Origin of the sequence: Nonomuraea sp. NPDC005692 (assembly GCF_040631115.1) — a bacterium.
Taxonomy (GTDB): domain Bacteria; phylum Actinomycetota; class Actinomycetes; order Streptosporangiales; family Streptosporangiaceae; genus Nonomuraea.
In genome coordinates this window covers 138,548-160,784 of the sequence record NZ_JBEXYU010000018.1, presented here as the reverse complement: position 1 = coordinate 160,784, position 22,237 = coordinate 138,548, and the positions used below count along the sequence as shown (strand labels likewise).

The following is a 22,237-nucleotide window of genomic DNA, read 5'->3' as shown; positions in this document are numbered from 1 at the left end:
GCGATCTGCCGCGCCGGCATCCACGCAGCTCAACCGGCACGCGCGGACCGGCGCACGAGGACCGGCCCCCCGTGGACCGGCGGACAATACACTGCCGGTCATGCCACCCAGACGCAGGCGCAGCCCTGCGGAATCACGTGCCGAGCTGCTGGCCGCCGCGGCCGAGCTGATCAGGGAACGCGGCCCGGACAACGTCAGCCTGCGGCAGATCGCCGAGGCCGCCGGGGTCGCCCATGGGCTCGTGTCCCACTATTTCGGCACCTACGCCGCCCTGGTCCGGGAGGTGCTGCGGGCCGAGAACGACCGGATCGAAGCCCGCGTACGCGAGCGCATCCAGGCCGAGGACGGCGTGCCCACCGCGGCGGGAATGATGGGCGTGCTCTTCGACACCCTGGCCGACGAACGTTATCTGCGCCTGTTCGTCTGGACCGAGATGCACGCCGACTACCGGGGAGCCGCGCGGCCGGAGCTGGTGGAGCTGATCGACACGATGGAGGCCGGGATCCGGGCCGCGCTCGCCGGACGGCCGGTGCCCAGCCGGTCGCGCATCGAGGCGGTGGTCCTGGTGGGCCTGTCGGCCGCGTACGGGTTCGCGATCGGCGGCCGGTCGTGGCTGGCGGGCCTGGGTCACGATCCCGACGACCCGGCCCGCGAGGCGGAGTTCCGCGTCCAGCTCGCGCGGATGATGGGCGCCCACATGGTGGAGGAGTCAGGGCTGGAGCCGGCCGGCTGACTTGTTCTCCACTTGGAGAATAGGATGGTCCCGTCACTTCGACCACACGGACAGGACCGCGCATGCCCGAGCACCCCGACCTCATCCCCGCCCGGCCGGTACGCCCCTCCGACGAGGAGCGCGAGCGGGCGGCCCGGCGACTCCAGGACGCCGCCGCCGCGGGCCGGATCGAGCTGGCCGAGCTGGACCAGCGGCTCGGCGAGATCTACTCGGCCCGCACCCAGGGCGAGCTCGCGCACGCGGGCCGCGACCTCCCCGAACCCGCCAGGACGGACTCACTGGTGGTCCGGGACGAGCCCCACTCGCGCTTCGCCTTCAGCGTGTTCGGCTGGTTCAGCCGCAAGGGCCGCTGGATCGCCCCGCGCGTGTTCACCTCCCTGTCGGTCTTCGGCGGCGGCGAGATCGACCTGCGCGACGCCCGCTTCGCCGGCCAGGAGATCCGGGTGCGCGCCTTCGCCCTGTGGGGGTACACCGAGGTCGTCGTCCCCGACGACGTCGAGGTGGAGGTCAAGGGCTTCGGGCTGTTCGGCGCGTTCGACCGGCGCGCCGTCAACAGGAGGCAGGGGGCGCCGCGGGTCGTCGTCAGCGGCCTGGCCCTGTTCGGCGGCGTCGGAACGAAGACCAAGAAGCCCGCCACCAGGTGAACCCGTCCCCCATGTACGGGGGATCTCCACCTCGCGCACGGCCGACAGCGCGGCCGGCGGAAAGTCCGGCCACTCCGGCCCGTGGTGCCCCTCACCCTGGAGGTACTTGTCGGCGAACGCCTGCGCGGCGGCCAGGACCTCCGCGACCTGCCGCGCGGTGAGCTGTCGCCGCTCTCCCGGATCCCGATGTCGAACTCGTACGCCGCCACCCGGCCCACCCGGACCTTCGGGCACGGCAGCTCGCCGCGCAGCACGGTGACCCGCTCCTGCAGAGTTCGCCCCACGCTCACACGGCCGGATCGTACCGGCGGAGGGTGTCTCCTGGAGACGGCCGGCCGCCAGGCCGGCCAGGGGCTTGGGCCGCTCCTCGGACGTGCCGCCGGGGGTCTCCGGGCTCGGCGCCACCGCCGCACCGGATCTCCGCGGCCTGGTGTATGCCCAGGTCAGGAGGGGAGGAGCCAGGAAGCCGGGACGCTCGGACCCGCTCGCGAACGCCACCGCCCAAGAACGAAATCGGAGAACCTTCGATGCGCGCAACCCTGATGTACGGCGCCGGCGACGTCCGCGTCGAGCAGGTGCCCGATCCGGCCGTCAAGCTGCCCACCGACGCGCTGGTCCGCGTCACCGCGTCCTGCATCTGCGGCAGCGACCTGTGGCCCTACGGCTCGATGAAACCGGAGGACGGCCCCGCCCGGATGGGGCACGAGTTCATCGGCGTCATCGAGGACATCGGCTCGCAGGTGACCACCCTCAAGCGGGGCGACCTGGTCGTGGCGCCGTTCGCCATCTCCGACAACACCTGCCGGTTCTGCCGCGAGGGCCTGCACACCTCCTGCGCCGACCCGCAGGCCGGCTTCTGGGACGCCGAACCGGACGAGGGCGGCCAGGCCGAGGCGGTACGCGTCCCGCTCGCCGACGGCACCCTGGTCAAGCTGCCGGTCGAGGCCGACTCGGCCCTCATGCCGTCCCTGCTGACGCTCGCGGACGTGCTCGGCACCGGCCACCACGCCGCCGTGGCCGGCGGCGTCGACCGGCGCACCCGCGTCACCGTCATCGGCGACGGCGCCGTCGGCCTGCTGGCCGTGCTGTCGGCCAGGCGCCTGGGCGCCGAGCAGATCATCCTCATGGGACGCCACCAGGCCCGCACCGACCTCGGCCGCGACTTCGGCGCCACCGACGTCGTGGCCGCCCGCGGCGAGGAGGGCGTCGAGCAGGTACGCGACCTCACCGGCGGCGACGGCACCCACGTCGTCCTGGAAGCCGTCGGCAACATGCCCGCCTATCAGCAGGCGCTCGGGGTCGTCCGGCCCGGCGGCGTCATCAGCCGCGTCGGCGTCCCGCAGTACGACGACGCGCCGATCGGCATGGGCAGCCTGTTCCGCCACAACCTGCGCCTGGCCGGCGGCCCGGCCCCGGTCCGGGCCTACATCGAGGAACTGATGCCCGACATCCTGAACGGCGCCATCGAACCCGGCAGGGTCTTCGACGCCACCACCGGCCTCGACGGCGTCCCGGCCGGCTACCGGGACATGGCCGACCGCAAAAGCCTCAAAGTCCTCATCAAGCTCTGACCCTGCGAAGCTCACCCGAGGCGCCGGCCGGAACAGCAGAGCCGTGATCGACCGCGGAACCCCACCTGCGGGCGAAGCCGCTGCCAAGCGGGAGGAAGGAAACAACCCCGCGAGGGATGATCCTCAGCCCGCCGCCCCACCCCGCCCGCCCCTCCCCCGCGCACGGTCGCCATACTGCAGAAGGCGCACGGTGAAGAGCCCCCTGGTGGCCTGAGCACAGACCACCACGGCACCTCCCGCCGACCCGGTGCTCCGGAGCCGCCGTCGGCCCGGAGCACCCGCGCCCACTACATCCACGACGTCGGAAGGCCCTGATGACAGCCGACCAGCCCATCTGCTGCCCCACCTGCAAGGGAGTCCTCCCCGGCCGGCAGCGCAGCGACTACACGGCCGCCCGCGGACGCCTCGTCGTCGTCAACGGCTACTGCCAGGGCCACTGCCCGGCCCCCGAACAGCCGCCCCGCCTCCAGGCCCCCGCCGACCACGGCAGCCGGCAGCCGCTGAACGTGCCGGCACCGGCGCTCTGACCCCGGCACACGGGACAGGTCCGCCGCGGCTCAGTCGAGGATCTCGACGTACCCGTCGGTCCCGTGCACGCGGATCCGCTGCCCGTCCCGGATCAGCCGGGTGGCCCCCTCCACGCCCACCACCGCCGGCAGCCCGTACTCCCGGGCGATCACCGCCCCGTGCGTCATCAGACCGCCCACCTCCGTCACCAGGCCGGCGATGCCCACGAACAACGGGGTCCAGCTCGGGTCCGTGAACGCCGTGACCAGGATGTCACCCGCCGCCAGATCGGCCCGCGCCATGTCCAGCACCACCCGGGCACGGCCCTCGACGGTCCCTCCCGACACCGCCAGCCCGGCCAGCGCCCCTGGCGGCACGTCCTCGCGCTGGTACCGGCCGGCGAGCACCTCGCCGTCCGACGTGAGCACCCGCGGCGGGCGCAGCGTCTCGTGCCACCGGAAGTCCTCCCGCCGCCGCAGGACGAGCTCGCCGTCCGCCTCGCCCGTGCGCACGACCTCCTGCAGCTCCTGGAACCGCAGGAAGAAGACGTCCTCCCGCTCCCGCAACACACCCGCCCGGACGAGACGGTCGGCCTCCCGCCACAACGCCTGCTTGTAGGCCAGATAGCGGCAGACCATGCCGTACTTGGGAAACTCCCGATATCCCGCGAACGTGCGCACCCGGGCGATCATCCGCTCGGTCTCCTCCGCCTTCCGCTCCCCGTCGGGCAGGGCACGCAGGCGCGCCAGCACCTCCCGCTCCTTCCGCAGGGCCTCCTGACGCCCCTGCTCGTAACGCCGCGCACCGGCACCCGCCTCGAAATTCCGGACATTGCCGAGAATCACCGGAACGAGCATGGCGGGCCGCTCACTCCAGCGCGTCCGGGTGATGTCGATCTCCCCCGCACAACGCATGCCGTACTGATCCAGGAAGGCCCGGACGGCCTCGCCCGCCTCCTGGCCGCCGGGCAGCTCACCCAGCTCCTCCAGGAAACCGTCGCCATCCCGCTCCTCCGCCGCCACCCGCTGCAGGAACGCCACCACCTCCGCGTGCGGACGGATCACGTCGGCCACGTCCAGCAGCGCCAGCCCCATCTCCGACGTGACGTTGTGCGGAACGGACTGCGTCAGCACATCGGCCGCGTTCCTCTCCCCCAGCCACTCCTCCAGGTGATCGTTCAGCCACCAGGCGGCCTCCATCCCCGCCATGATCGCCTGGAAGCTGCGCGGGCCGAACAGCAGACGCCTCAGCTCCGCGATGTCAGCCAGGATGAACTCGAACAGCTCCGGCCCGGACAGCCCCTCGATCCTGCGCCGCAACGCGGCCACGGACTCCCGGCCGTCCCGGACGAGCTCGGCGACCAGCTCCGGGTCGGTCTCGATCGGCGCGGGCGGAGCAGCGGCAGGCGCGACACCCGACTCCTCCTCCGGCACCGCGCGGATGAAGTCGCCACGATCCACCACCGTCTGCAACGCGTCCCGGATGAGCGGATCGGACTTCCCCAACGTCCCGATGAGATTCGCCCGGCCCGCCGCCGTCGCCAGGACCGGGGCCACGTCCACGAACAGCCGCCCGCCCGCCTCCGCCATCGGCCGCGACGTCGTCAGCTGCCAGAAGGACAATCCCAGCGGCTTCATCGCGTCGGTCATCATCTGCTGATGGCCCACGGAGACATAGACATGGTTGTCCTGGTCGTCGGCGACCGGAACCGGGAACAGCGTCGTGATCGGCCGGCTCTGGACGATGTGGAAGTCCTCACCGGCCAGACACCACTCGATGTCCTGCGGCCGGCCGAACCGCGCCTCGATCTGCCGTCCCAAACGCACCAGACGAACCGCCTGCTCATCGGTCAGAGCCCGCCGGACCGACCGCTCGGCCTCGACCGGTCCCTCCTCGGTACCGCCCGTCGGCGACGCCCGCACCACCCGCGCCTTGGCCCCGACCGACACGTCCACGACCCGGTCGTCACGCACCGTGTAGACGTCCGCCGCGACCACGCCCGAGACCAGCGCCTCACCCAGCCCCCACACCGCCTCCACGACGGCGGCCTTCCGGTTCGACGTCAACGGATCCGCCGTGAACAGCACCCCCGCCGCGTCCGGGAACACCATCCGCTGCACGACCACCGCCATCCGCACCCCACGGTGATCGAACCCGTTACGACGCCGATAGACCACCGCCCGCTCCGTGAACAGCGAGGCCCAGCACCGCCGCACGTGCCGAAGCACCTCCGCCGGCCCCACGACGTTCAGGTACGAATCCTGCTGACCGGCGAAGGACGCCGTCGGCAGGTCCTCGGCCGTCGCGCTCGAACGCACCGCGCAGGCGGCCTGCTCCCCGAGCCGGGCCAGCGACTCCCCGATCGCCGCCACCAGATCGTCGGGCACCGGCGCGCCCTCGATGGCGGCGCGGATCTCCGCGCTCAGCGCGCGGAGCGCCGCACGGTCGTCCGGATCCACCTTCGACAGCAGGTCGAGCTGGGCGTCGAACGACGGCACCGCGGACACGACCCGCTGGAAGGCGTCGGTCGTGACGCAGAAGCCGTCCGGCACGCGGATGCCGTCGATCCGCGAGAGCTCGCCCAGGGCGACGCCCTTCCCGCCGACGTCCGCGAGATTCGCCGCGTTGATCTGCCCGAACTCCAGCACGTAACCCAATTCCGTCGCTCCATCCTTCGTCGGGGTTGGTTCGCAACGGGCAGTATGAACGACTTTTCGAGGTCTCATGAGGGGCGGGGATCCGCTATAAAGTGAAAGTGAGGGGACGTTCCCCCGGCATCGAGCCCGACCACCGCCGCCGTGGCCCTTACTTTGTAGATTATTAGTAGCGGCCACCAGTCGCAGCGGCGAATACCGTGGCACGCCTTCGAGTCCCGCCTAGGAGAGCATTCCGGCGGACCCAAGCGACCATTCCACACCGTCTGCACGCCCGAAACATGTCGGGCCCAGGTGCCGCCTCGGGACGCGGCGATGAGGACGACACGCCGGCACGCGCAATCACCAGAAAGGCGCCAAGGGTACCCCCATCCGGGACGCTCCTCCCCCCACCCTCACCCCGGGACATGAAAAACTAGCGCCCGGGATATGGAAACACGGTGCCCCCGAAGCGCGAGTCGCAAATCCCCATATAACACGAAATATCCCCAACTTCCCGGCGCTCCCCGCGCGCCGCGCGTGCGGAAATCGCATGAGTTCTCCGCCTTTGTCGCCCAGCGAGGCTTTCTGGCGAATTATTCCAAATGCGGGATTTTACGTTTCCCCCACCGCCAAAGACCTGGTCACCCGCGCGCCAGGTTCCGTTATAGAGTCTGCACCCGGACCCCGCCGAAGAAAGGTGACAGGCATGCAAGACGCGGCCATCGACCGAGTAAAGCTCATCTTCACCCTGTTCGACGCCGACGGCACCGGTTACCTTGAGGCCGAAGACTTCGACCGCATGGCCAACCGCGTATTGGCGGCTTCCCCTCGTTCCACCGAAGCCGCCAAGAGCGCGATCAGTGACGCTTTCCGTCGTTACTGGACAACTCTTGCCGAGGAACTCGATTTGGACAAAGACGGCCGCATCAGCTTCGAGGAGTACAGCGCGTGCGTCCTTTCCCCCGAGCGCTTCGACGACGCGCTGACCGACTTCGCCGAGGCGCTGGCCGAGCTGGGTGACCCCGACGGCGACGGCCTCATCCACCGCACCGATTTCATGGCGCTCATGACCGCCATCGGCTTCAAGCGGCGCAATGTCAACACCCTCTTCGACGCGTTCGGCCCCTCCCAGGACGACCAGGTCAAGGTTCCGGTCTGGGCCGAGGGCATCAAGGAGTACTACAGCCCCGAGAAGGCGGACATCGCGGGCGACCTCCTGCTCGGAGAGTCCAGCTGACGGCCGCCACGAGCCGGTGCGTCCGGCCTTCGACGACGAAAAGGGAGCAGTAGTGGAACCAGTCATCGGACTTGCCATCGGCCAGGGAACGGGCCCCGAGCTCGCGGCCGTCTTCGAGCGGGTGCTGGCCGGGATCGCCGACGCCTGCGGCACGAAGGTGGCCCTCACCCGCTCTGAGCGGATCTATCACTCCTACGTGTCCTTGAAGGCCGGCGCGGAGGCCGAGGAGATCCGCGAGAGCACGCGGCAGGACGCCGACCACTACACGCGCTTCTGCCGTTCACTGGCGGCCGCCGGGGTCCCCGCCGTCTTCCGTACGGCGATCAACGCCCAGTCGCTCTACCTGGTCCGCCAGCGCCTGCAGGCGGTGAAGATCGACACCATCACCACGGCCGGGGCGTCGCTGCTGCTGGTCAGGGACCAGGCCCAGGGCTTCTACACCGGCGAGAACGTGCATCTTCCCGGCGCGCTCGTCCGCACGATGACCTTCACCAGGGAGATCACCGAGAAGGTCATCGCGCTGGCCGTGCGCCGGGCCCGGCAGGAGTGGCCCGACGGCCGCATAGACGAGATCGTCATGGCCTACAAGTTCCACCTGCTCGACGGCGCGCTCGACGAGTGGGTGGCCGAGAGCGCCGCGCGCCACGGCGTGCAGATCGGCCTGTTCCAGCCCGACACCGTCAACCGCAACCTCATCGAACGCGGCCCCCGCCCCCGCACGGTGATCATCGCGGGCAACGAGTGGGCCGACATCATGCACGTGGTGCTGCTCGACCGCTTCGGCTCCGAGCGGCAGGAGAACCGCTGCACCGAGAACGTCTACCTGCATCCCGACGCGTGCGGTCTGGTCGAGTACCAGACCGTGCACGGCTCCGCCGACGACCTGGCGGACACCGGGAGGGTCAATCCGGTGGCCACGGTCCGGGCCGCGGCGGCCATCGCCGAGCGGCACGCGGGGTGCGCCGGAGCGGTGCGGATGGTCGAGCGCGCCCTGATGGCGCTCGACCGCCACGGCGTCGCCACCCCTGACGCCGGCGGACGACACTCCACCACCGGCGTGGTCGACGCCCTCCTCGACGCCCTGGAGCCCACGGCCCGCCCGGTCCTGATGGCGGACTCATGACCGCCGAGCAGCCCGAGCCCCTCGAGGAACGTGCCAACAGGGACACCGGAGAACACCAGGAACGTGCCGGCCTGGCCACCGAGGAGCGCCAGTCCTCCAGCGAACGTGCGGCCCTGGTCGTCGTCGACCTGCAGAACGACTTCTGTACCGGCCTCACCGCCCGTGCCCGTTACGCCGGTGACCCTGCGGCTCTGGAGGCGGCCGCGGCCAACACGGCCAAGGCCCTCGCATCGGCGCGAGCCCGCGGCATGGACGTGGTCTTCGTCCGCTTCGTCGGTGACGCCGAGCATCAGGGGCCGAGCTGGCGGCGGCGCGACCTCGCCCAGGGCAAACCGCTCAAATGCCTTGAAGGCACCTGGGGCGCGCAGTTCCACAAGGTCGAGCCCGCGCCTGGGGAGCCGGTCTTCACCAAGTGGGCCTGCTTCGACGCCTTCCTCAGCGAGGGCTTCGAGCGGCACCTGCGCGGGCGCGGCATCGTCCGCCTGGTCTTCGCCGGCCTGTACACCGACGTCTGCGTGGACACCACCGCCCGCACGGCGTTCCAGAAGGGTTTCCACATCACGGTGCTGACCGACTGCACCGCCAGCCGCCACCTGCCCGACTCGGAGATCCTGCGCTTCATGGCCGCCCTCTACGGCGCCCATCTCACCTCCCACGACGTCCCAGGCTCGTGGATCCCGGAACAGGAGACCGCCGCGGTGTCAGCGGCCGGTCGACCGGCCCGAGAGGAGAGCACGTGCCGGACAACCGACAGCTCGAGATCGACACCGGCGTCGGCCTGACCGCGCTCATGGTCGCCGCCGCGCGGGCGATCGAGACCCACCGCCCCGACTCGCTGGCCGCCGACCCCTACGCCGAACACTTCGTACGCGCCTCCGCCGCGTCGGCCGCCTGGCCGACCCGTCCGCAGCACGTGCCCGGCGGCGACGCCAACCCTCTCTGGGGCAGGCTCGGGCGCTACTTCGGTCTGCGCACCCGGGTCCTCGACGACTTCCTGCTGCGCGCGGCCAAGGCGGGCGTCCGGCAGGTCGTCCTGCTCGGCGCGGGGCTCGACACGCGGGCTCTGCGGCTCGGCTGGCCTCGGGGACAGGTCGTGTACGAGATCGACCGGCCGGGAGTGCTGGCGTTCAAGGAGCACGTGCTCGCCTCGCTCGCCGTCGAGCCGTCTCCCCCGGTTCCGGTCGTCCCGGCGGCACGACGTCGGGTGGTCGCGGCCGACGTGGGCGACGACTGGGCCGGCGCGCTGCTGGCCGCGGGCTTCGACGCGAACGCGCCGACTGCCTGGCTGGCCGAAGGGCTCCTGCTCTACCTGGATCCGGAGGTCGAACGGCGGCTCCAGCGGACCATCGACGTCCTGAGCGCCGAAGGCAGCGTCCTGGCGTTCGAGGCCAAGCTCGGGCTGGGGTCGCCGGCGGTCCGCGCCAACCCGGTCTACGCGGCGACCAAGGCACAGATCGGCGTGGATCTGCTCGCGTTGTTCGACAGGAAGCCGCGTCCCGACTCCATCGGGCTGCTGAGGGGGCGGGGCTGGTCCGCCACCGTCCGTACGCCCTTCGACTTCACCCGTCAGCATGGTCGAGGCCCCCTGCCCGAACCCGACGACGCCTTGGCCACCAACCGCTGGGTGTTCGCCGACAAACCACGACAGAGCCACGTACTGGGGGTTTCCGTGCCGACGTACCGCGACTGCTGACAGCCGGCTCCCGAACCAGCCACGACCAGACGCCGATGCCCCCGCCCACGAGGCGCTCCCGTCCGACGGCGACCCCGACCGGTGGCGCGGTGGCGCCTCCCGGACGGTGGCGCCCCCGGACAACAGAGCCACGTACTGGGGGTTTCCGCGCCGACGCACCACGACTGCTGACAGCCGGCTCCCGAACCAGCCACGCCCAGACGCCGATGCCCCCGCCCACGAGGCGCTCCCGACCGGCGGCAACCCCGACCGGCGGCGCCCCCAGGACAGTGGCGCCCCCCGGACAACAGAGCCACGTGCTGGGGGTTTCCGTGCCGACGTACCGCGACTGCTGACAGCCGGCACCCGAACCAGCCACAACCAGACGCCGATGCCCCCGCCCACGAGGCGCTCCCGTCCGACGGCAACCCCGACCGGCGGCGCGGCGCCACCCCCCGGACGGGGGCGCCCCCGGACAGTGGCGCCCCCGGACAACAGAGCCACGTACTGGGGGTATCCGCGCCGACGCACCACGACTGCTGATGGCCAGCACCCGAACCAGCCACGACCAGAAGGCGATGCCCCCGCCCACGAGGCGCTCCCGACCGGTGGCGACCCCGACCGGTGGCGACCCCGTCCGGTGGCGACCCCGACCGGTGGCGACCCCGACCGGTGGCGACCCCGACCGGTGGCGACCCCGACCGGTGGCAACCCCGGACCCGGACGGTGGGACTCCGGACGGTGGGACTCCGGACGGTGGGACTCCGGACGGTGGGACTCCGGACGGTGGCGATCGTGAACGGTCGGGGAGCGCGGTGGCCCAGGTGGCGCGGCCGAGGACGGTGTGCCGGCTGTGGCCGTCGGGGTGTGGGTTGGTTCGGGGCGGGGCTTGGTGCTTGGTGTCCGTCGGGTGGCTTGATGGTTGGAGTGGTTCTCAGGTGGTGGGTGTGTGTTCTCGGGCCGAGATCAGGATGTCCAGGATTGCGATGGTTTCGGCCCACGGCACCGGGCTCGGGCCGCCGCGCACCATGCTGAGGAACGCCTCCATCGTCCGGACGTATCCCAGGTTGTGGACCGGGTCGGGGCCGCTTTCGATCACGACGGACTCGCTGCCGTGCCGGCCGTGGAGGGTCACCGTGTAGGCGTTGTCGTCCGAGACGCCCAGGATCTCGACCGTTCCGACTGTCCCGTTCGCCCACTGCAGTGCCAGGACGCCGGTGTCCTCCGACCTGAGTGTGCGGTAGTGCCGTCTGGCTCCGGCGGCCCCGACCAGGCGCACGTCCGGGCCCAGCAGGGCGACCAGCGGCTCGACGCCGTGGATGCCCATGGTCACCATCGTCCCGCCGCCCTCGCCGGGCGTGTCCTGCCAGGCGTTGTGGCCGTCGGCCCACTGGCCCACGTCGTGCCGGACCGTCGCCCGTACCGACAGCACGTCCTGTGCGTCGGCGCGGACCTCGGCGAAGGCGGGCGCGAAACGCAGCACCGAGCCCGACATCACCCGATCGTGCACCGGCAGCCGGCGCAGGGCGTCGAGCTGCTCCCTGGTCGCGGCGGCGGGCTTGTTCACGAAACACGGCACGCCGGTCTCCAGCATCCGTTCGAGCGCGGCGGGCACGCGGGGGTTGGGCAACGTCAGCACGACGCCGTCCGGGTCCGCTGCCAGCAGCTCGTCGAGGTCGCCCGCCACCTTCGCCTCGGGATGCTCCTCGGTGAAGCGCCGCAGCCGCTCGGCGTCGGGCTCCCAGACGGCCAGCTCGGCGTGGCGGGCGAGGGTGCGGGCGTCGGTGTACGGATGGCTGGTGGCGAGCCCGGCGAGCGCGATGCGCACAGCTTTCCTCCAAATGGGCGATATTTCAGGAAATGATCCACATCATGTCAGGGCCGCGGGAACCGCCCCGGGCCCCTCAGGGGTGAACCCATTCCTGGACCTCGGGGACAAACGCCCTCCTGGCGCGCCAGGGCAACCCCACGACTGGCCCCCAGAAGCGGACCCAGTCCTGGAAGCACGCGGGCAACCCCGCCCCTGGCCGCCAGAAGCAAAGCCATCCCTGAGACACCGGGGCAACCCACGCCTGGCCGTCAGAAGCAAAGCCATTCCAGGAGCACGAGGGCAGCCCCGCTCCTGGTCCCCGACCGAAGCCGCTCCTCGGCCTCCGGTTCCGGAGCGGTCGGCCGGGAGCGTACAGCCGGACCGGCCCGTAGTTTGTGGTTTCCGGTCGCAGTCCGTGGGGGTGCGCGAGTCCTGCTCGGCGTGGACGGGCAGTTGCAGCCGGGCGTCCTGCTCTCCGGTCCTAGCATCATCGGTCTGAGCGAGGTGTTCGTGCCGCGCAGGTCGGCCATGAGGAACCCGGTCGCCTGACCCTGGCGGAAAACTCGGTGGACCTGAGGGCCGGTCGCTGCGAGCATGGCCGGTGATGTACCGAGCGTAGGAACACGTCGATCACCGGCAGGGGGACGGCCCAGGAGCCGTCACCCCCTTGCCGGCAACCCTCTGACTCTTCCCTCAGACGATCGACGTGCGGGCGCCCGAGCGCGCCCGGAGAAGGGCTTTCCATGGACATCCATGAGTACGCCAGGTACGACGCCACCGGCCTCCGCGACCTGATCAGGACGGGCGAGGCCGGCGCCGGCGAGGTCGAGACGGCGGCCCGCCAGGCGCTGGCGCAGGTTGACGAACACGTGAACGGGCTGGCGCTGCCGGTGTTCTCGCCAGCGCTCGACCACGCCGCCGACGGCCCCTTCGCGGGGGTGCCGTTCCTCATCAAGGATCACGGGCCGGTGGCCGAAGGGGTGCCGTTCACGCTGGGCAGCCGGGCCTATCCCGGCGTCCTCGCCCGGCGCGACACCGACCTGATGACGCGGTTCCGCGCCGCCGGCCTGGTCACGCTGGGACTGACCACGGTGCCTGAGCTGTGCGTCAGCTTCACCACCGAGCCCGTGCGCTACGGGCCCGTACGCAACCCCTGGGACCTCGGCCGCACCGCGGGCGGGTCGAGCGGCGGCGCCGCGGCGCTGGTGGCGGCCGGGGCCGTGCCGGTCGCGCACGCCAGCGACGGCGCCGGCTCGACCAGGATCCCGGCCGCCTGCTGCGGGCTGGTCGGGCTCAAGCTGAGCCGTGGGCGCGGCCCCTGCGGCCCGGAGGCCGGTGAGCTGGTCCTCGGCATGGCGGACGAGTTCGTGCTCACGCGCACGGTCCGCGACGCCGCCCGCCTGCTGGACGCGGTCCACGGGCCGGGGACCGGCGACAAGTACACCGCGCCTGCGCCGCGCGGGTCGTACGCGCGGGAGCTCGTGACGGATCCGGGCCGGTTGCGGGTCGCGCTGACCACCACCTCCTGGATGGGCACGGACGTGGACCCGGAGGTCGCCGCGGCGGCGGTCGCGACGGCCCGCGTGCTGGAGCAGGCGGGGCACGTCGTGGAGGAGGCGAGCCCGGCGGTCGACCGGGAGGACGCCATGAGGGCGTGGATCATCGAGGCCGTCGGAGTCGCCTCCCCGTGCCTCCTCGCGCCACGGCAGCCCGACGAGGCCAGGATGGAGGCGGTCTCGCGGGAGTTCCTGACGGCGGCCAGGCAGGCCACCGCGCTGGACATGCTGGCCGCCTTCGACGCCCAGAACCGGGTCACCCGGTCGGCGGCGGCCTTCTTCACCGGGTACGACCTGCTCGTCACGCCCACCCTGGGCCGTCTGCCGGTGCCGCACGGCACGTTGCGGTACGACGATCCCGATCAGACGCTGCGGGGATGGCTGGAGACGTTGTCCGGGTTCGGGCCGTTCACGCAGTTGTTCAACACCACCGGGCAGCCGGCGATCAGCCTGCCGCTGGGGCAGAGCGCGGGCGGGCTGCCCATAGGCGTGCAGCTCGCCGCCGCGTACGGGCGCGAGGACCTGCTGTTCCAGGTCGCCGCGCACCTGGAACGGGCGATGCCGTGGCGGGACCGGGTTCCGCCGATCTTCGCGGGCGGTCTGTCCGGGTGATGGGCAGGCGGTCTCTCTGAGGCCGTGGGCGAGGGCGGCTCGGCGTCGAGCGGGGGCAGGTCACACCCGCTTGAGGTCGTAGTCGCCCTCGCGTCCGGTGCCGGGGGCCGTTGCTCCGGCATGGCGGATGGCGGTGAGCCCCATCGCGAGCACCTGCGAACGGCCGCGCCGCGTGAACGCGATTCCTGGCTCGGGTGAAAGACGGGCGACACCACTGCCTTGCAAAGGCTCAACCACATGCCGCTCAGTACGACCCTGTCTGACGCGAGATACACCGCTACAAGGCGTACTCGAAGGTGGGCGTGCTGCCCGACGCGGACGACTGGGCGGACAGGAGCTCGTGCCGGGGGCGTGAGCTCTCGCCCGGCACCCGCCCGCAGCACACCGACGCCGTCCCTGCCTGGTCGAAGTCCTTGACGCGGAGATCCTGCGCCTGAGCCCGCGTTCGGCGGACGACAGATGGACCGCGCCGGCTCCCCCTCTGCCCTGATCCGGTTACCGGCGCCGCCCCCGGCCACCGACTCGAACGGCTCGTCCGAGATCGGCGACGGGTTCGGCTTCCGCAGGAGCCGGGGCAGCCTCGCGGCCGTTCCCGCCTTCACGCCGGTGGACGGGCAGACGATCTTGCGGCACCCGTCGATCACTCAGGTCGTCGTCAGAGGCCGAGGCCCCGACACACTCCGCAGGGACAGGTCGCCGGGATGACGTGGGACGTCAGTGTGCGCGGGTGGGGCCGATGCCGGTGAAGAGGGCGTCGAGGATCCGGTCGACGTACTCGTGAGTCAGTGGTTCCTGTGTGATCAGGAGCTGGAAGTACAGCGGGCCGGACAGGATCGCCATCGCCAGGGCGAGGTCGAAGGCGGGCGACAGTTGACCCTGGTCGCGGGCCGCCTTCAAGCGGGCGACGGTCTTGTCCGCCTGTGGGGCGATGAAGCGTTCGTTGAGCGCGGCGGCGATCTGGGGATCGTGCTGGGCCTCACCTATCAGGGCCTTGAACAACGGGCCGACGGGCGGCCCGGCCAGCAGATCAACGGCCGAGTGGATCTGGGCGCGCAAGTCGGCCACGATGTCGCCGCTGTCAGGGTAGTCCAGGGCAGGCCCGTTCACCGACAACAGCGAGTCGAACAACAGGGCCGCCTTGGACGGCCATCGGCGGTAGATGGTCTGCTTGCTGGCGCCCGCTCGGGCGGCGACCGCCTCCATGCTCAGTTTGGCGTAGCCGATCTCCTGGCCGAGCTCCAGCGTGGCCCGCATGATGGCCTCGGTCCGGTCGGCACCGCGACGGTGGGGCGTGTCGGTCATGCCGACACCTTATCGGTACGGCGCGTTCCGTACGGGCGGCGGACTGCGGGCACGGGCTCCGGCGCGGGTACGGCTGGGCGCGTACCCGCCCTGTCCGGCGCCGGGCGGCCGATCAGGTATGGGACGGGGGTGGGGACAGGACCAGGCGGACGGCGAAATTGCGGTAGCCGGCGCGTTCGAAGGCGCGGGCCATCGGGACGTTGCCCGCGTCCGTGTCGGCGACGATCCGCTGCACGCCGCGTTCCGCGTGGTTGCGGGTGATCTCGCCGAGCAGGTCGTTCACGTAGCCCCGGCCGCGGTGCTCGGGCACCACGCCGAGGTAGCCGACCACCGGGCCGCCGCCGTTCGCCGACGGCAGCGCGACCCCGGCCAGTTCGCCGTCCCCGGTGTAGGCCAGGCGCCACCAGGAGCGCTCACCGGGCATGGAGCGGTACCCGGCGACGTCCTGGCGGGCCTGCGCGTCCGGGTCCATGGTGACCAGGGCTTCGCGGGTGTGGTGGTCGAGCGTGCCGACGGCCACCCGGCGGAACGCCTCGACGAACACCTCGTCGTCGTCCTCGCCGCGGAACTCCAGCCGGCCCGACGGCGTGGGCACCCCGGCTTCGGCGGTCCACTCGTAGCGTAGCCGTTCCAGCTCCTCGGTCAGCCCCGCGCGGCCCGCGGCCGTCCAGCGCCAGGCGATCGCGGCCGCGGACGTGGGGTCGTCGCGCCAGCCGTTCGAGACGAACACGTGGTACGCGGGCTTGTCCTCGTAGCCGGCGTGGGCGTGACCGAGCAGGTCGGCGGCCAGGCCGACGGGGTCATCGACCGACGGGTGGACGTAGATGCAGTCCAGCGCGAGAGGCTTGCCGGCGTCGGGCGACCCCCACCACACGGCGCGGGCCAAGATCTCGCCGTTCTCCTCGGCGATCCAGATCCACGCGTGGCGGTAGTTGCCGGATTCGAGGAAGGACAGCAGCCGTTCAGGATGGGCCCAGCTGATGCCCTCAACGACGACGCAGCCGAGCAGGCGGTCGAGATCAGCCTCGACCGTGGGACGGAAAATCACAGATCCTCCAGAAAGTGGAAGCGGGTCCGGTGACCGCCCGTTCGGTGTGGGACATCCCGGTCGTCCCGCACCGGGCGTGCCGGTTCCGCCGACACCTTATCGGTACGGAACGTTCCGTACTTGACACGGTAGCCCGCCTTGGACATCATCCTATCGGTACGGAACGTTCCGTACACATAAGAAGTGCAAGACCACCTCATCGCCACCTCACGAGAAGAAGACGATCGCGTGATGCCCGTCCCCCCTGACCCGACCGTGCTGCATCCCATGCCCGAGCAGCCCCGAGTCGTGCTGCTCAAGCCCCTGATCACCGCACCGCTGATCGACGTCGGCGAGTTCTCCTACTACGACGACCCCGATGATCCGACCGCCTTCGAGACCCGCAACGTGCTGTACCACTACGGCCCGGAGAAACTGATCATCGGCAAGTTCTGCGCGCTCGGTGAGGGCGTGCGGTTCATCATGAACGGCGCCAACCACCGCATGGACGGCCCCTCGACCTTCCCCTTCCCGATCATGGGTGGTTCCTGGGCCGAGCACTTCGGCCTCGTCACCGGCCTGCCCGGACGGGGTGACACGGTGGTCGGCAACGACGTCTGGCTCGGTTACCGGTCGACGGTGATGCCCGGCGTCCGCATCGGCCACGGAGCGATCATCGCCTCCGGCGCCGTGGTCGTGGACGACGTGCCCGACTACGGCGTCGTCGGCGGCAACCCGGCCAGGCTCATCCGACGTCGCCACAGTGACGCCGACATCGCCCGTCTCCTCGCGCTGGCCTGGTGGGACTGGCCGCTGCAGCACCTCACCCGGCACGTCGCCACGATCATGTCCGGCAGCGTCGCGGCGCTGGAGGAAGCGGCGGCCGACAGGCGGTAGGACGCGCCGCCGGGCTCCGGTGACGCCTGCGCCTACGGTGTCACGCGCCTCCATCTGTCGTTCCTTCACCTTCCACGATCAGAATCGAGCTGTCCCCATGCCCGCTTCATCCTGCCGCGACCCGTTCGCCGACTGGCTTCGCGGCCACGCCGTCCCGCTCACCCACCTCGACCCTGAGGCTCCGCTCGACGACCTGGAGCCGTTGCGCGACGTCGTCGGCGACGCGCGCGTCGTCGCGGTCGGCGAGAATTCCCACTTCATCACCGAGTTCTCGGTCATGCGCCGGCGCATCCTGCGGTTCCTGGCCGAGCGCTGCGGCTTCACCGTCCTGGCCTTCGAGTACGGCTTCAGCGAGGGCGTCCCCCTGGACGCCTGGGCGCAGGGCGAAGGCACGGACGACGAGCTGGCGGCCCGGCTCGCCACGGCGATCCCTGTGGGGGTCGCCGAGCCGCTGCGCTGGATGCGCCGGCACAACGCCGCAGCGGCCGAGCCGGTGCGTTTCGCCGGGATCGACGTCCCGGCGGCCGGCGGGTCCCTGCTTCCCGCCCTGGCCCCGGTCGCCGACTACCTGCGCCAGGTCGATCCCGAGACCCTCCCGATGGTCGAGGAGGCGATGCGGATCGCCGGGTCGTTCGCCGGCGCCTCCGCGGCCTCGGCCGCACCGGCCTGGACCCGCCTGGCGACCGCCGAGCAGGACGCTCTCAGCGCGATCCTGATGCGGCTGCACATGCGCTTTCGTGCCGTGGAGGCGTTGTACCTCTCCCGTGCCGACCGGCCCGGCTACGACCTCGCCCTGCGCCGCCTTGAGGCCGCCTGCAGCGCCGACTACGGTTTTCGCGCCATGGCCGGTCTGTACGCCGGCACCGGCCTGACCGCCGACACCTCGGCCAGGGACGTCTACATGGCCGGGTCGGTCCAGTGGCATCTGGAACGTTCCGGCCCCGAGGCCCGCATCGTGCTGGCCGCCCACAACGCCCACATCCAGAAGACGCCGGTCTCCTTCGACGGCCGGCTCACGGGGCTGCCCATGGGGCTGCACCTGCACGACCGCCTGGGCGACGACTACGTCGCCCTCGCCCTGACCAGCCCCGCCGGACACACCGCCGACATGCGCCCCGACGAGAACGCGCGCTTCGGCTTCGCCGTCGACGACACCCCGCTGCAGCCGCCCGAGCCGGGCAGCGTCGAGGCCGCCTTCGCCGAGGCCGGACTCGGGCTCAGCATCGCCGACCTGCGCCAGGCGCACGGGATCGCCGGCCCCGACCGCATCCGGATCCAGAGCGCCTACGTGCACACGCCCGTCCTGGAGGCGTTCGACGGCATCCTCAACACCCCGACCTCCACCGTCGCCGACCTCTGAAACCCGACACCCGACAGATCGCAAGGAAAGTTACCGATGAAGAACGCCGACGTGATCATTGTGGGAGCCGGACCGACCGGCCTCATGCTGGCGATCGAACTGAGCTTGGCCGGGGTGCGGCCGCTGGTGCTGGAGCGGCATCCGAACCGCCGCGACACCCCCAAGGCCGGCGGCCTCGGCGGCCAGATCCTGGAGCTGCTGCGCTACCGGGGCCTGCTGGAACGCTTCCAGGCCGCCTGCCCCGGCCCCGCCCCGGCACCCCGGTTCCCGTTCGGCGGGGTGCACCTGGACCTCACCCGGCTGGCGGATCCGCCGCTGCACGCGCTGCCGCTGCCGCAGCAGCACCTGGAGCGGCTGCTCGACGAACGCGCCGGCGAGCTCGGCGTGGACGTGCACCGCGGGCACGAGGTGACCGGCGTGAACCAGGACGACGCCGGGGTGAGGGTGGACGTGCGGGGCCCGGACGGACCGTACCAGGTCAGCGCCCGCTACCTGGTCGGCTGTGACGGCGCGCGCAGCCGCGTCCGCGACTGGGCCGGCATCGGCTTCCCCGGCACCGTCTATCCCGAGGTCAACCGGCTGGCCCAGGTCACCCTGCCCGACGAGGTCACCGTGCTGGACACCGGCGATCTGGACGTCCCCGGATTCGGCACGGTCCGCGCGGGCTTCACCCGCACGGACCAGGGCCTGCTCGGCGTCGGCTCCTCACCCGGCGCCCCGAGCGTCTCCCTCTACACCATCGAGGACGAGACCACCGAGTACGACGACGACGTCCCGATGACCCTGACCGAACTGCAGGACAGCCTGCGTCGCGTGCTCGGCGTGCACCTGCCACTGGCGGGATCGACCCGGCTGTCGCGCTTCACCTTCAAGGCCCGCCAGGCCGAGCGCTACCGCGCCGGGCGCATCCTGCTGGCCGGGGACGCGGCGCACCTGTTCCCCGCCACCGGCGTGGCGCTCAACGCCGGCCTGCTGGACGCGGTCAACCTGGCCTGGAAACTGGCCGCCGACCTGCACGGCCGGGCGCCGGACGACCTGCTGGACACCTACCACGCCGAACGCCACCTCGCCGGCGCCCGCACCATGCTGCACACCCGCGCCCAGGTCGCGCTGCGACGCGGGCACGACGCGGCCGCCGAAGCGCTCCGGGAGATGTTCCAGGAGCTGCTCACCGACGAGCAGCCGTTGCGCCGTATGGGATCCATGGTCGCGGGCGCCGACATCCGCTACCCGATGCCCGGCACGAACCCCCACCCCCTGGCCGGGACATTCGCGCCCGACCTCACCCTGCACACCGGCCAGGGAACCACCCGCGTCGCCGAACTCCTGCATCCCGCCCGGCCCGTCCTCCTCGACCTCGCCGACCGCCCCGGCCTTCGCGAGGCCGCCCGTCCCTGGGGACAGCGTGTCGACGTCCACACCGCCAGGACCGACCGGCGACCGTCCGACGCCCTGCTGATCCGGCCGGACGCCCACATCGCCTGGGCCGCATCCGTCGACGAACCCGCCGACACCGCCGTACCAGCGCTGCGCGAAGCGCTCTCCGTCTGGTTCGGCACCCCCTGACGTGGACCGGAAGCCGACCGGGTGCGGGCAGGTTCGTACCCGGTCGGGTAGGCGCCACTGGGACCAGAGGATCAGGAATCCTGTGACCCGCTCGCGGACCCCGGCCGCTCCCGCCCCGCCGCGCCGACGAGCGGGAGGACGACGTCGTCCACGATGGAGGCGATCACGTCGTCGGCGAGCGGCAGGCCGCCCAGGACCACCTCGTTGCGTGCCAGGTCGAAGGGCAGCCGGAGCACCCGCGCGGGAAGGTCGGCGGTGGGGATCTCCCCCCGCCCGGCCGCGCGCGCCAGGATGGCGGCCATCGCGGGCCCGGTCGTGGAGCGTGCGATCCACGCGCGCACCGCGGCGGCGGCGTCCGGGTCACGGGCCGTTTCCGCGAGCAACCCGGCCAGCACCTCGCCGCGGACGGCGCCGAACCCGTTGACGGCCTCCCGCAGCAGATCGATCAGGTCCGGGCGCAGGCCGCCGGTGTCCGGCACCGCGGCGACGGGCGGCGCGGCGCGTTCCATGGCCGCGAGCGCGAGCTCGGCCCGCGTGGGCCAGCGCCGGCTGAGCACCGGGCGGCTGGTGCCGGCCACCGCCGCGACCGCTTCGAACGTCAGCCTGGCGTATCCGGCCTCGTGCAGGATCTGCCAGGTCGCGTCGAGGATGGCGTCGTCCAGTCGCTGTCCCCGTCGGCGCGTGGGCGTCATCGAACCAACTCCTTAAGATGCGCTTCGAATCTTATCTGTGCTAGCGTGCGAAGTGGGATTAGATACGTTGTGCATCTTATGGAGGGTGAGAAGATCATGACGGAACCCGCCACCGGCGGCCTGCCCGGCCTGCCGACCGTCAAGTCCTGCCCGTACCTCCCGGCCGACGGCCACGGCCCCGGCACTGTCACGAAGGTCCGGCTGCCCGACGGGCGCCAGGCCTGGGCGGTGACCGGATACGCCGAGGGCCGCGCCCTGCTGGCCGACCCCCGCCTGACCGGCGACCGCGCGCACCCCGGCTCCCCCCTGCCGCTTCCGTTCACACCCGGCCCGCGCACCCGGCCGATGTTGCTCGGCGCCGAAGGGCAGGAGCACCAGCGACAGCGCAGGGCGCTGATCTCCGCGTTCACCGTCAGGCGCGTCACGGCGCTGCGTCCCCGGCTCGAACACCTCGTGCACGAGCGGCTCGACGCCCTGCTGGCCGCCGGGCCGCCCGCCGACCTGGTGGCCGGCTTCGCCCTGCCGGTGCCCTCGCTGGCGATCTGCGAGCTCCTCGGCGTCCCGTACGAGGACCATGCCTTCTTCGAGCGGCAGGCCAGGCTCCGGCACGACGCCGAGCAGGCCCCGGCGGCCATGGCTGAACTCGGCCGCTACCTCGAGGACCTGGTGCGGGCCAAGCAGTCGGCCCCCGGCGACGGCCTGATCGACGCCCTGCTCGCCCATCAGGCCGAGCAGGGCGCGACCGACCTGGACGAGGTCACCGGGCTGGCGCTCGTCCTGCTGATCGCCGGCCACGTCACCACCTCCAGCATGATCTCGCTGGGCACACTCGCGCTGCTCGAACACCCCGAACAGCTCGCCGCCGTACGCGACGGCACGCCCGCGTGGCCCGGCGTCGTGGAGGAGCTCCTGCGGTACGTCGCCGGCGAGGGCACACTCCCCCGGGTCGCGATCGAGGACGTCGAGATCGGCGGGCAGCTCATCCGCGAGGGCGACGGCGTACTGATCGTCACCTCCGTCGCCAACCGCGACGAGGCGCTGCTCGACCGCCCCCTGGAGCTGGACGTGCGGCGGCCAGCCGGACGACACCTCACCTTCGGCCACGGCATCCACCAGTGCCTCGGACAGAACCTGGCCCGCGCCGAACTGGAGACGGCCTTCCGCGCCCTGTTCACCCGCATCCCCACGCTCACCCTGGCCGCACCGGCCGGCGAACTGACCACCACCCGCGGATCGGGCCTGGAGAGGCTGCCGGTCACCTGGTGACGGACTCCGCGGACCGGCTCGGACTA

The 22,237-nt window shown here is 71.8% G+C and carries 18 protein-coding genes; 13 read left to right on the top strand and 5 right to left on the bottom strand.

What is annotated here, in order from left to right; all coding sequences use genetic code 11:
* Positions 1-100: 100 nt before the first annotated feature.
* From ABZ459_RS31460 to ABZ459_RS31445, 4 genes are all read left to right on the top strand, one after another.
* The gene (locus tag ABZ459_RS31460) at positions 101-733 is read left to right on the top strand and encodes a TetR/AcrR family transcriptional regulator (RefSeq protein WP_357978012.1); all 633 of its coding nucleotides are present in this window, start codon (positions 101-103) and stop codon (positions 731-733) included.
* A gap of 62 nt (positions 734-795) precedes the next feature.
* On the top strand, positions 796-1,377 hold the full coding sequence (locus ABZ459_RS31455; protein ID WP_357978009.1) for a DUF1707 domain-containing protein: 582 nt from the start codon (positions 796-798) through the stop codon (positions 1,375-1,377).
* 527 nt (positions 1,378-1,904) lie between these two features.
* Positions 1,905-2,948, top strand: a complete 1,044-nt coding sequence (locus ABZ459_RS31450) for an alcohol dehydrogenase catalytic domain-containing protein (protein ID WP_357978007.1) — start codon at positions 1,905-1,907, stop codon at positions 2,946-2,948.
* Between the two features lie 314 nt (positions 2,949-3,262).
* The gene (locus tag ABZ459_RS31445; protein ID WP_357978005.1) at positions 3,263-3,475 is read left to right on the top strand and encodes a hypothetical protein; all 213 of its coding nucleotides are present in this window, start codon (positions 3,263-3,265) and stop codon (positions 3,473-3,475) included.
* Between the two features lie 30 nt (positions 3,476-3,505).
* On the opposite strand, the gene rph is transcribed toward ABZ459_RS31445, so the two are convergent.
* Positions 3,506-6,103, bottom strand: a complete 2,598-nt coding sequence (gene rph, locus ABZ459_RS31440; protein WP_357978139.1) for a rifamycin-inactivating phosphotransferase — start codon at positions 6,101-6,103, stop codon at positions 3,506-3,508.
* Between the two features lie 694 nt (positions 6,104-6,797).
* Between rph and ABZ459_RS31435 the strand changes: the two genes are divergently transcribed.
* Genes ABZ459_RS31435 through ABZ459_RS31420 form a run of 4 tightly spaced genes read left to right on the top strand, consistent with a single transcriptional unit; the run spans position 6,798 to position 10,144 of the window.
* Positions 6,798-7,328 (top strand): EF-hand domain-containing protein, encoded by a 531-nt coding sequence (locus tag ABZ459_RS31435; RefSeq protein WP_357978004.1) that lies wholly within the window; start codon positions 6,798-6,800, stop codon positions 7,326-7,328.
* A gap of 52 nt (positions 7,329-7,380) precedes the next feature.
* Positions 7,381-8,451: an isocitrate/isopropylmalate family dehydrogenase gene (locus ABZ459_RS31430; protein WP_357978001.1), complete on the top strand. Its 1,071-nt coding sequence runs from the start codon at positions 7,381-7,383 to the stop codon at positions 8,449-8,451.
* Entirely contained in the window at positions 8,448-9,233 is a 786-nt protein-coding gene (locus ABZ459_RS31425) for an isochorismatase family cysteine hydrolase (protein ID WP_357977998.1), read from the top strand. Before ABZ459_RS31430 ends, ABZ459_RS31425 begins: the two co-directional genes overlap by 4 nt.
* Entirely contained in the window at positions 9,188-10,144 is a 957-nt protein-coding gene (locus ABZ459_RS31420; protein ID WP_357977995.1) for an SAM-dependent methyltransferase, read from the top strand. The genes ABZ459_RS31425 and ABZ459_RS31420 overlap by 46 nt, the downstream gene beginning before the upstream one ends.
* Positions 10,145-11,057: 913 nt before the next feature.
* Here ABZ459_RS31420 and ABZ459_RS31415 read toward each other — a convergent pair.
* The gene (locus tag ABZ459_RS31415; protein WP_357977992.1) at positions 11,058-11,951 is read right to left on the bottom strand and encodes a Gfo/Idh/MocA family oxidoreductase; all 894 of its coding nucleotides are present in this window, start codon (positions 11,949-11,951) and stop codon (positions 11,058-11,060) included.
* Between the two features lie 725 nt (positions 11,952-12,676).
* Between ABZ459_RS31415 and ABZ459_RS31410 the strand changes: the two genes are divergently transcribed.
* Positions 12,677-14,101, top strand: a complete 1,425-nt coding sequence (locus tag ABZ459_RS31410; protein ID WP_357977989.1) for an amidase family protein — start codon at positions 12,677-12,679, stop codon at positions 14,099-14,101.
* A gap of 714 nt (positions 14,102-14,815) precedes the next feature.
* On the opposite strand, the gene ABZ459_RS31405 is transcribed toward ABZ459_RS31410, so the two are convergent.
* Positions 14,816-15,403: a TetR/AcrR family transcriptional regulator gene (locus ABZ459_RS31405; protein ID WP_357977986.1), complete on the bottom strand. Its 588-nt coding sequence runs from the start codon at positions 15,401-15,403 to the stop codon at positions 14,816-14,818.
* A 112-nt stretch (positions 15,404-15,515) separates the two neighbouring features.
* The gene (locus ABZ459_RS31400; RefSeq protein ID WP_357977983.1) at positions 15,516-16,451 is read right to left on the bottom strand and encodes a GNAT family N-acetyltransferase; all 936 of its coding nucleotides are present in this window, start codon (positions 16,449-16,451) and stop codon (positions 15,516-15,518) included.
* A gap of 231 nt (positions 16,452-16,682) precedes the next feature.
* On the opposite strand from ABZ459_RS31400, the gene ABZ459_RS31395 reads away from it, so the two are divergent.
* From ABZ459_RS31395 to ABZ459_RS31385, 3 genes are all read left to right on the top strand, one after another.
* Positions 16,683-17,327, top strand: coding sequence for a CatB-related O-acetyltransferase (locus ABZ459_RS31395; RefSeq protein WP_357977980.1), 645 nt, complete (start codon positions 16,683-16,685; stop codon positions 17,325-17,327).
* Between the two features lie 97 nt (positions 17,328-17,424).
* Entirely contained in the window at positions 17,425-18,687 is a 1,263-nt protein-coding gene (locus tag ABZ459_RS31390; protein WP_357977977.1) for an erythromycin esterase family protein, read from the top strand.
* A gap of 36 nt (positions 18,688-18,723) precedes the next feature.
* On the top strand, positions 18,724-20,253 hold the full coding sequence (locus ABZ459_RS31385; protein WP_357977974.1) for an FAD-dependent monooxygenase: 1,530 nt from the start codon (positions 18,724-18,726) through the stop codon (positions 20,251-20,253).
* A 71-nt stretch (positions 20,254-20,324) separates the two neighbouring features.
* Here the strand turns inward: ABZ459_RS31385 and ABZ459_RS31380 are convergent, their stop codons facing one another.
* Complete coding sequence (locus tag ABZ459_RS31380; RefSeq protein WP_357977971.1) at positions 20,325-20,945, bottom strand: TetR/AcrR family transcriptional regulator; 621 nt, start codon at positions 20,943-20,945, stop codon at positions 20,325-20,327.
* Positions 20,946-21,041: 96 nt separating this feature from the next.
* On the opposite strand from ABZ459_RS31380, the gene ABZ459_RS31375 reads away from it, so the two are divergent.
* Positions 21,042-22,211 carry a cytochrome P450 gene (locus ABZ459_RS31375; RefSeq protein WP_357977968.1) on the top strand — a complete coding sequence of 390 codons (1,170 nt, stop codon included), beginning with the start codon at positions 21,042-21,044 and terminating at the stop codon, positions 22,209-22,211.
* Positions 22,212-22,237 lie beyond the last annotated feature (26 nt).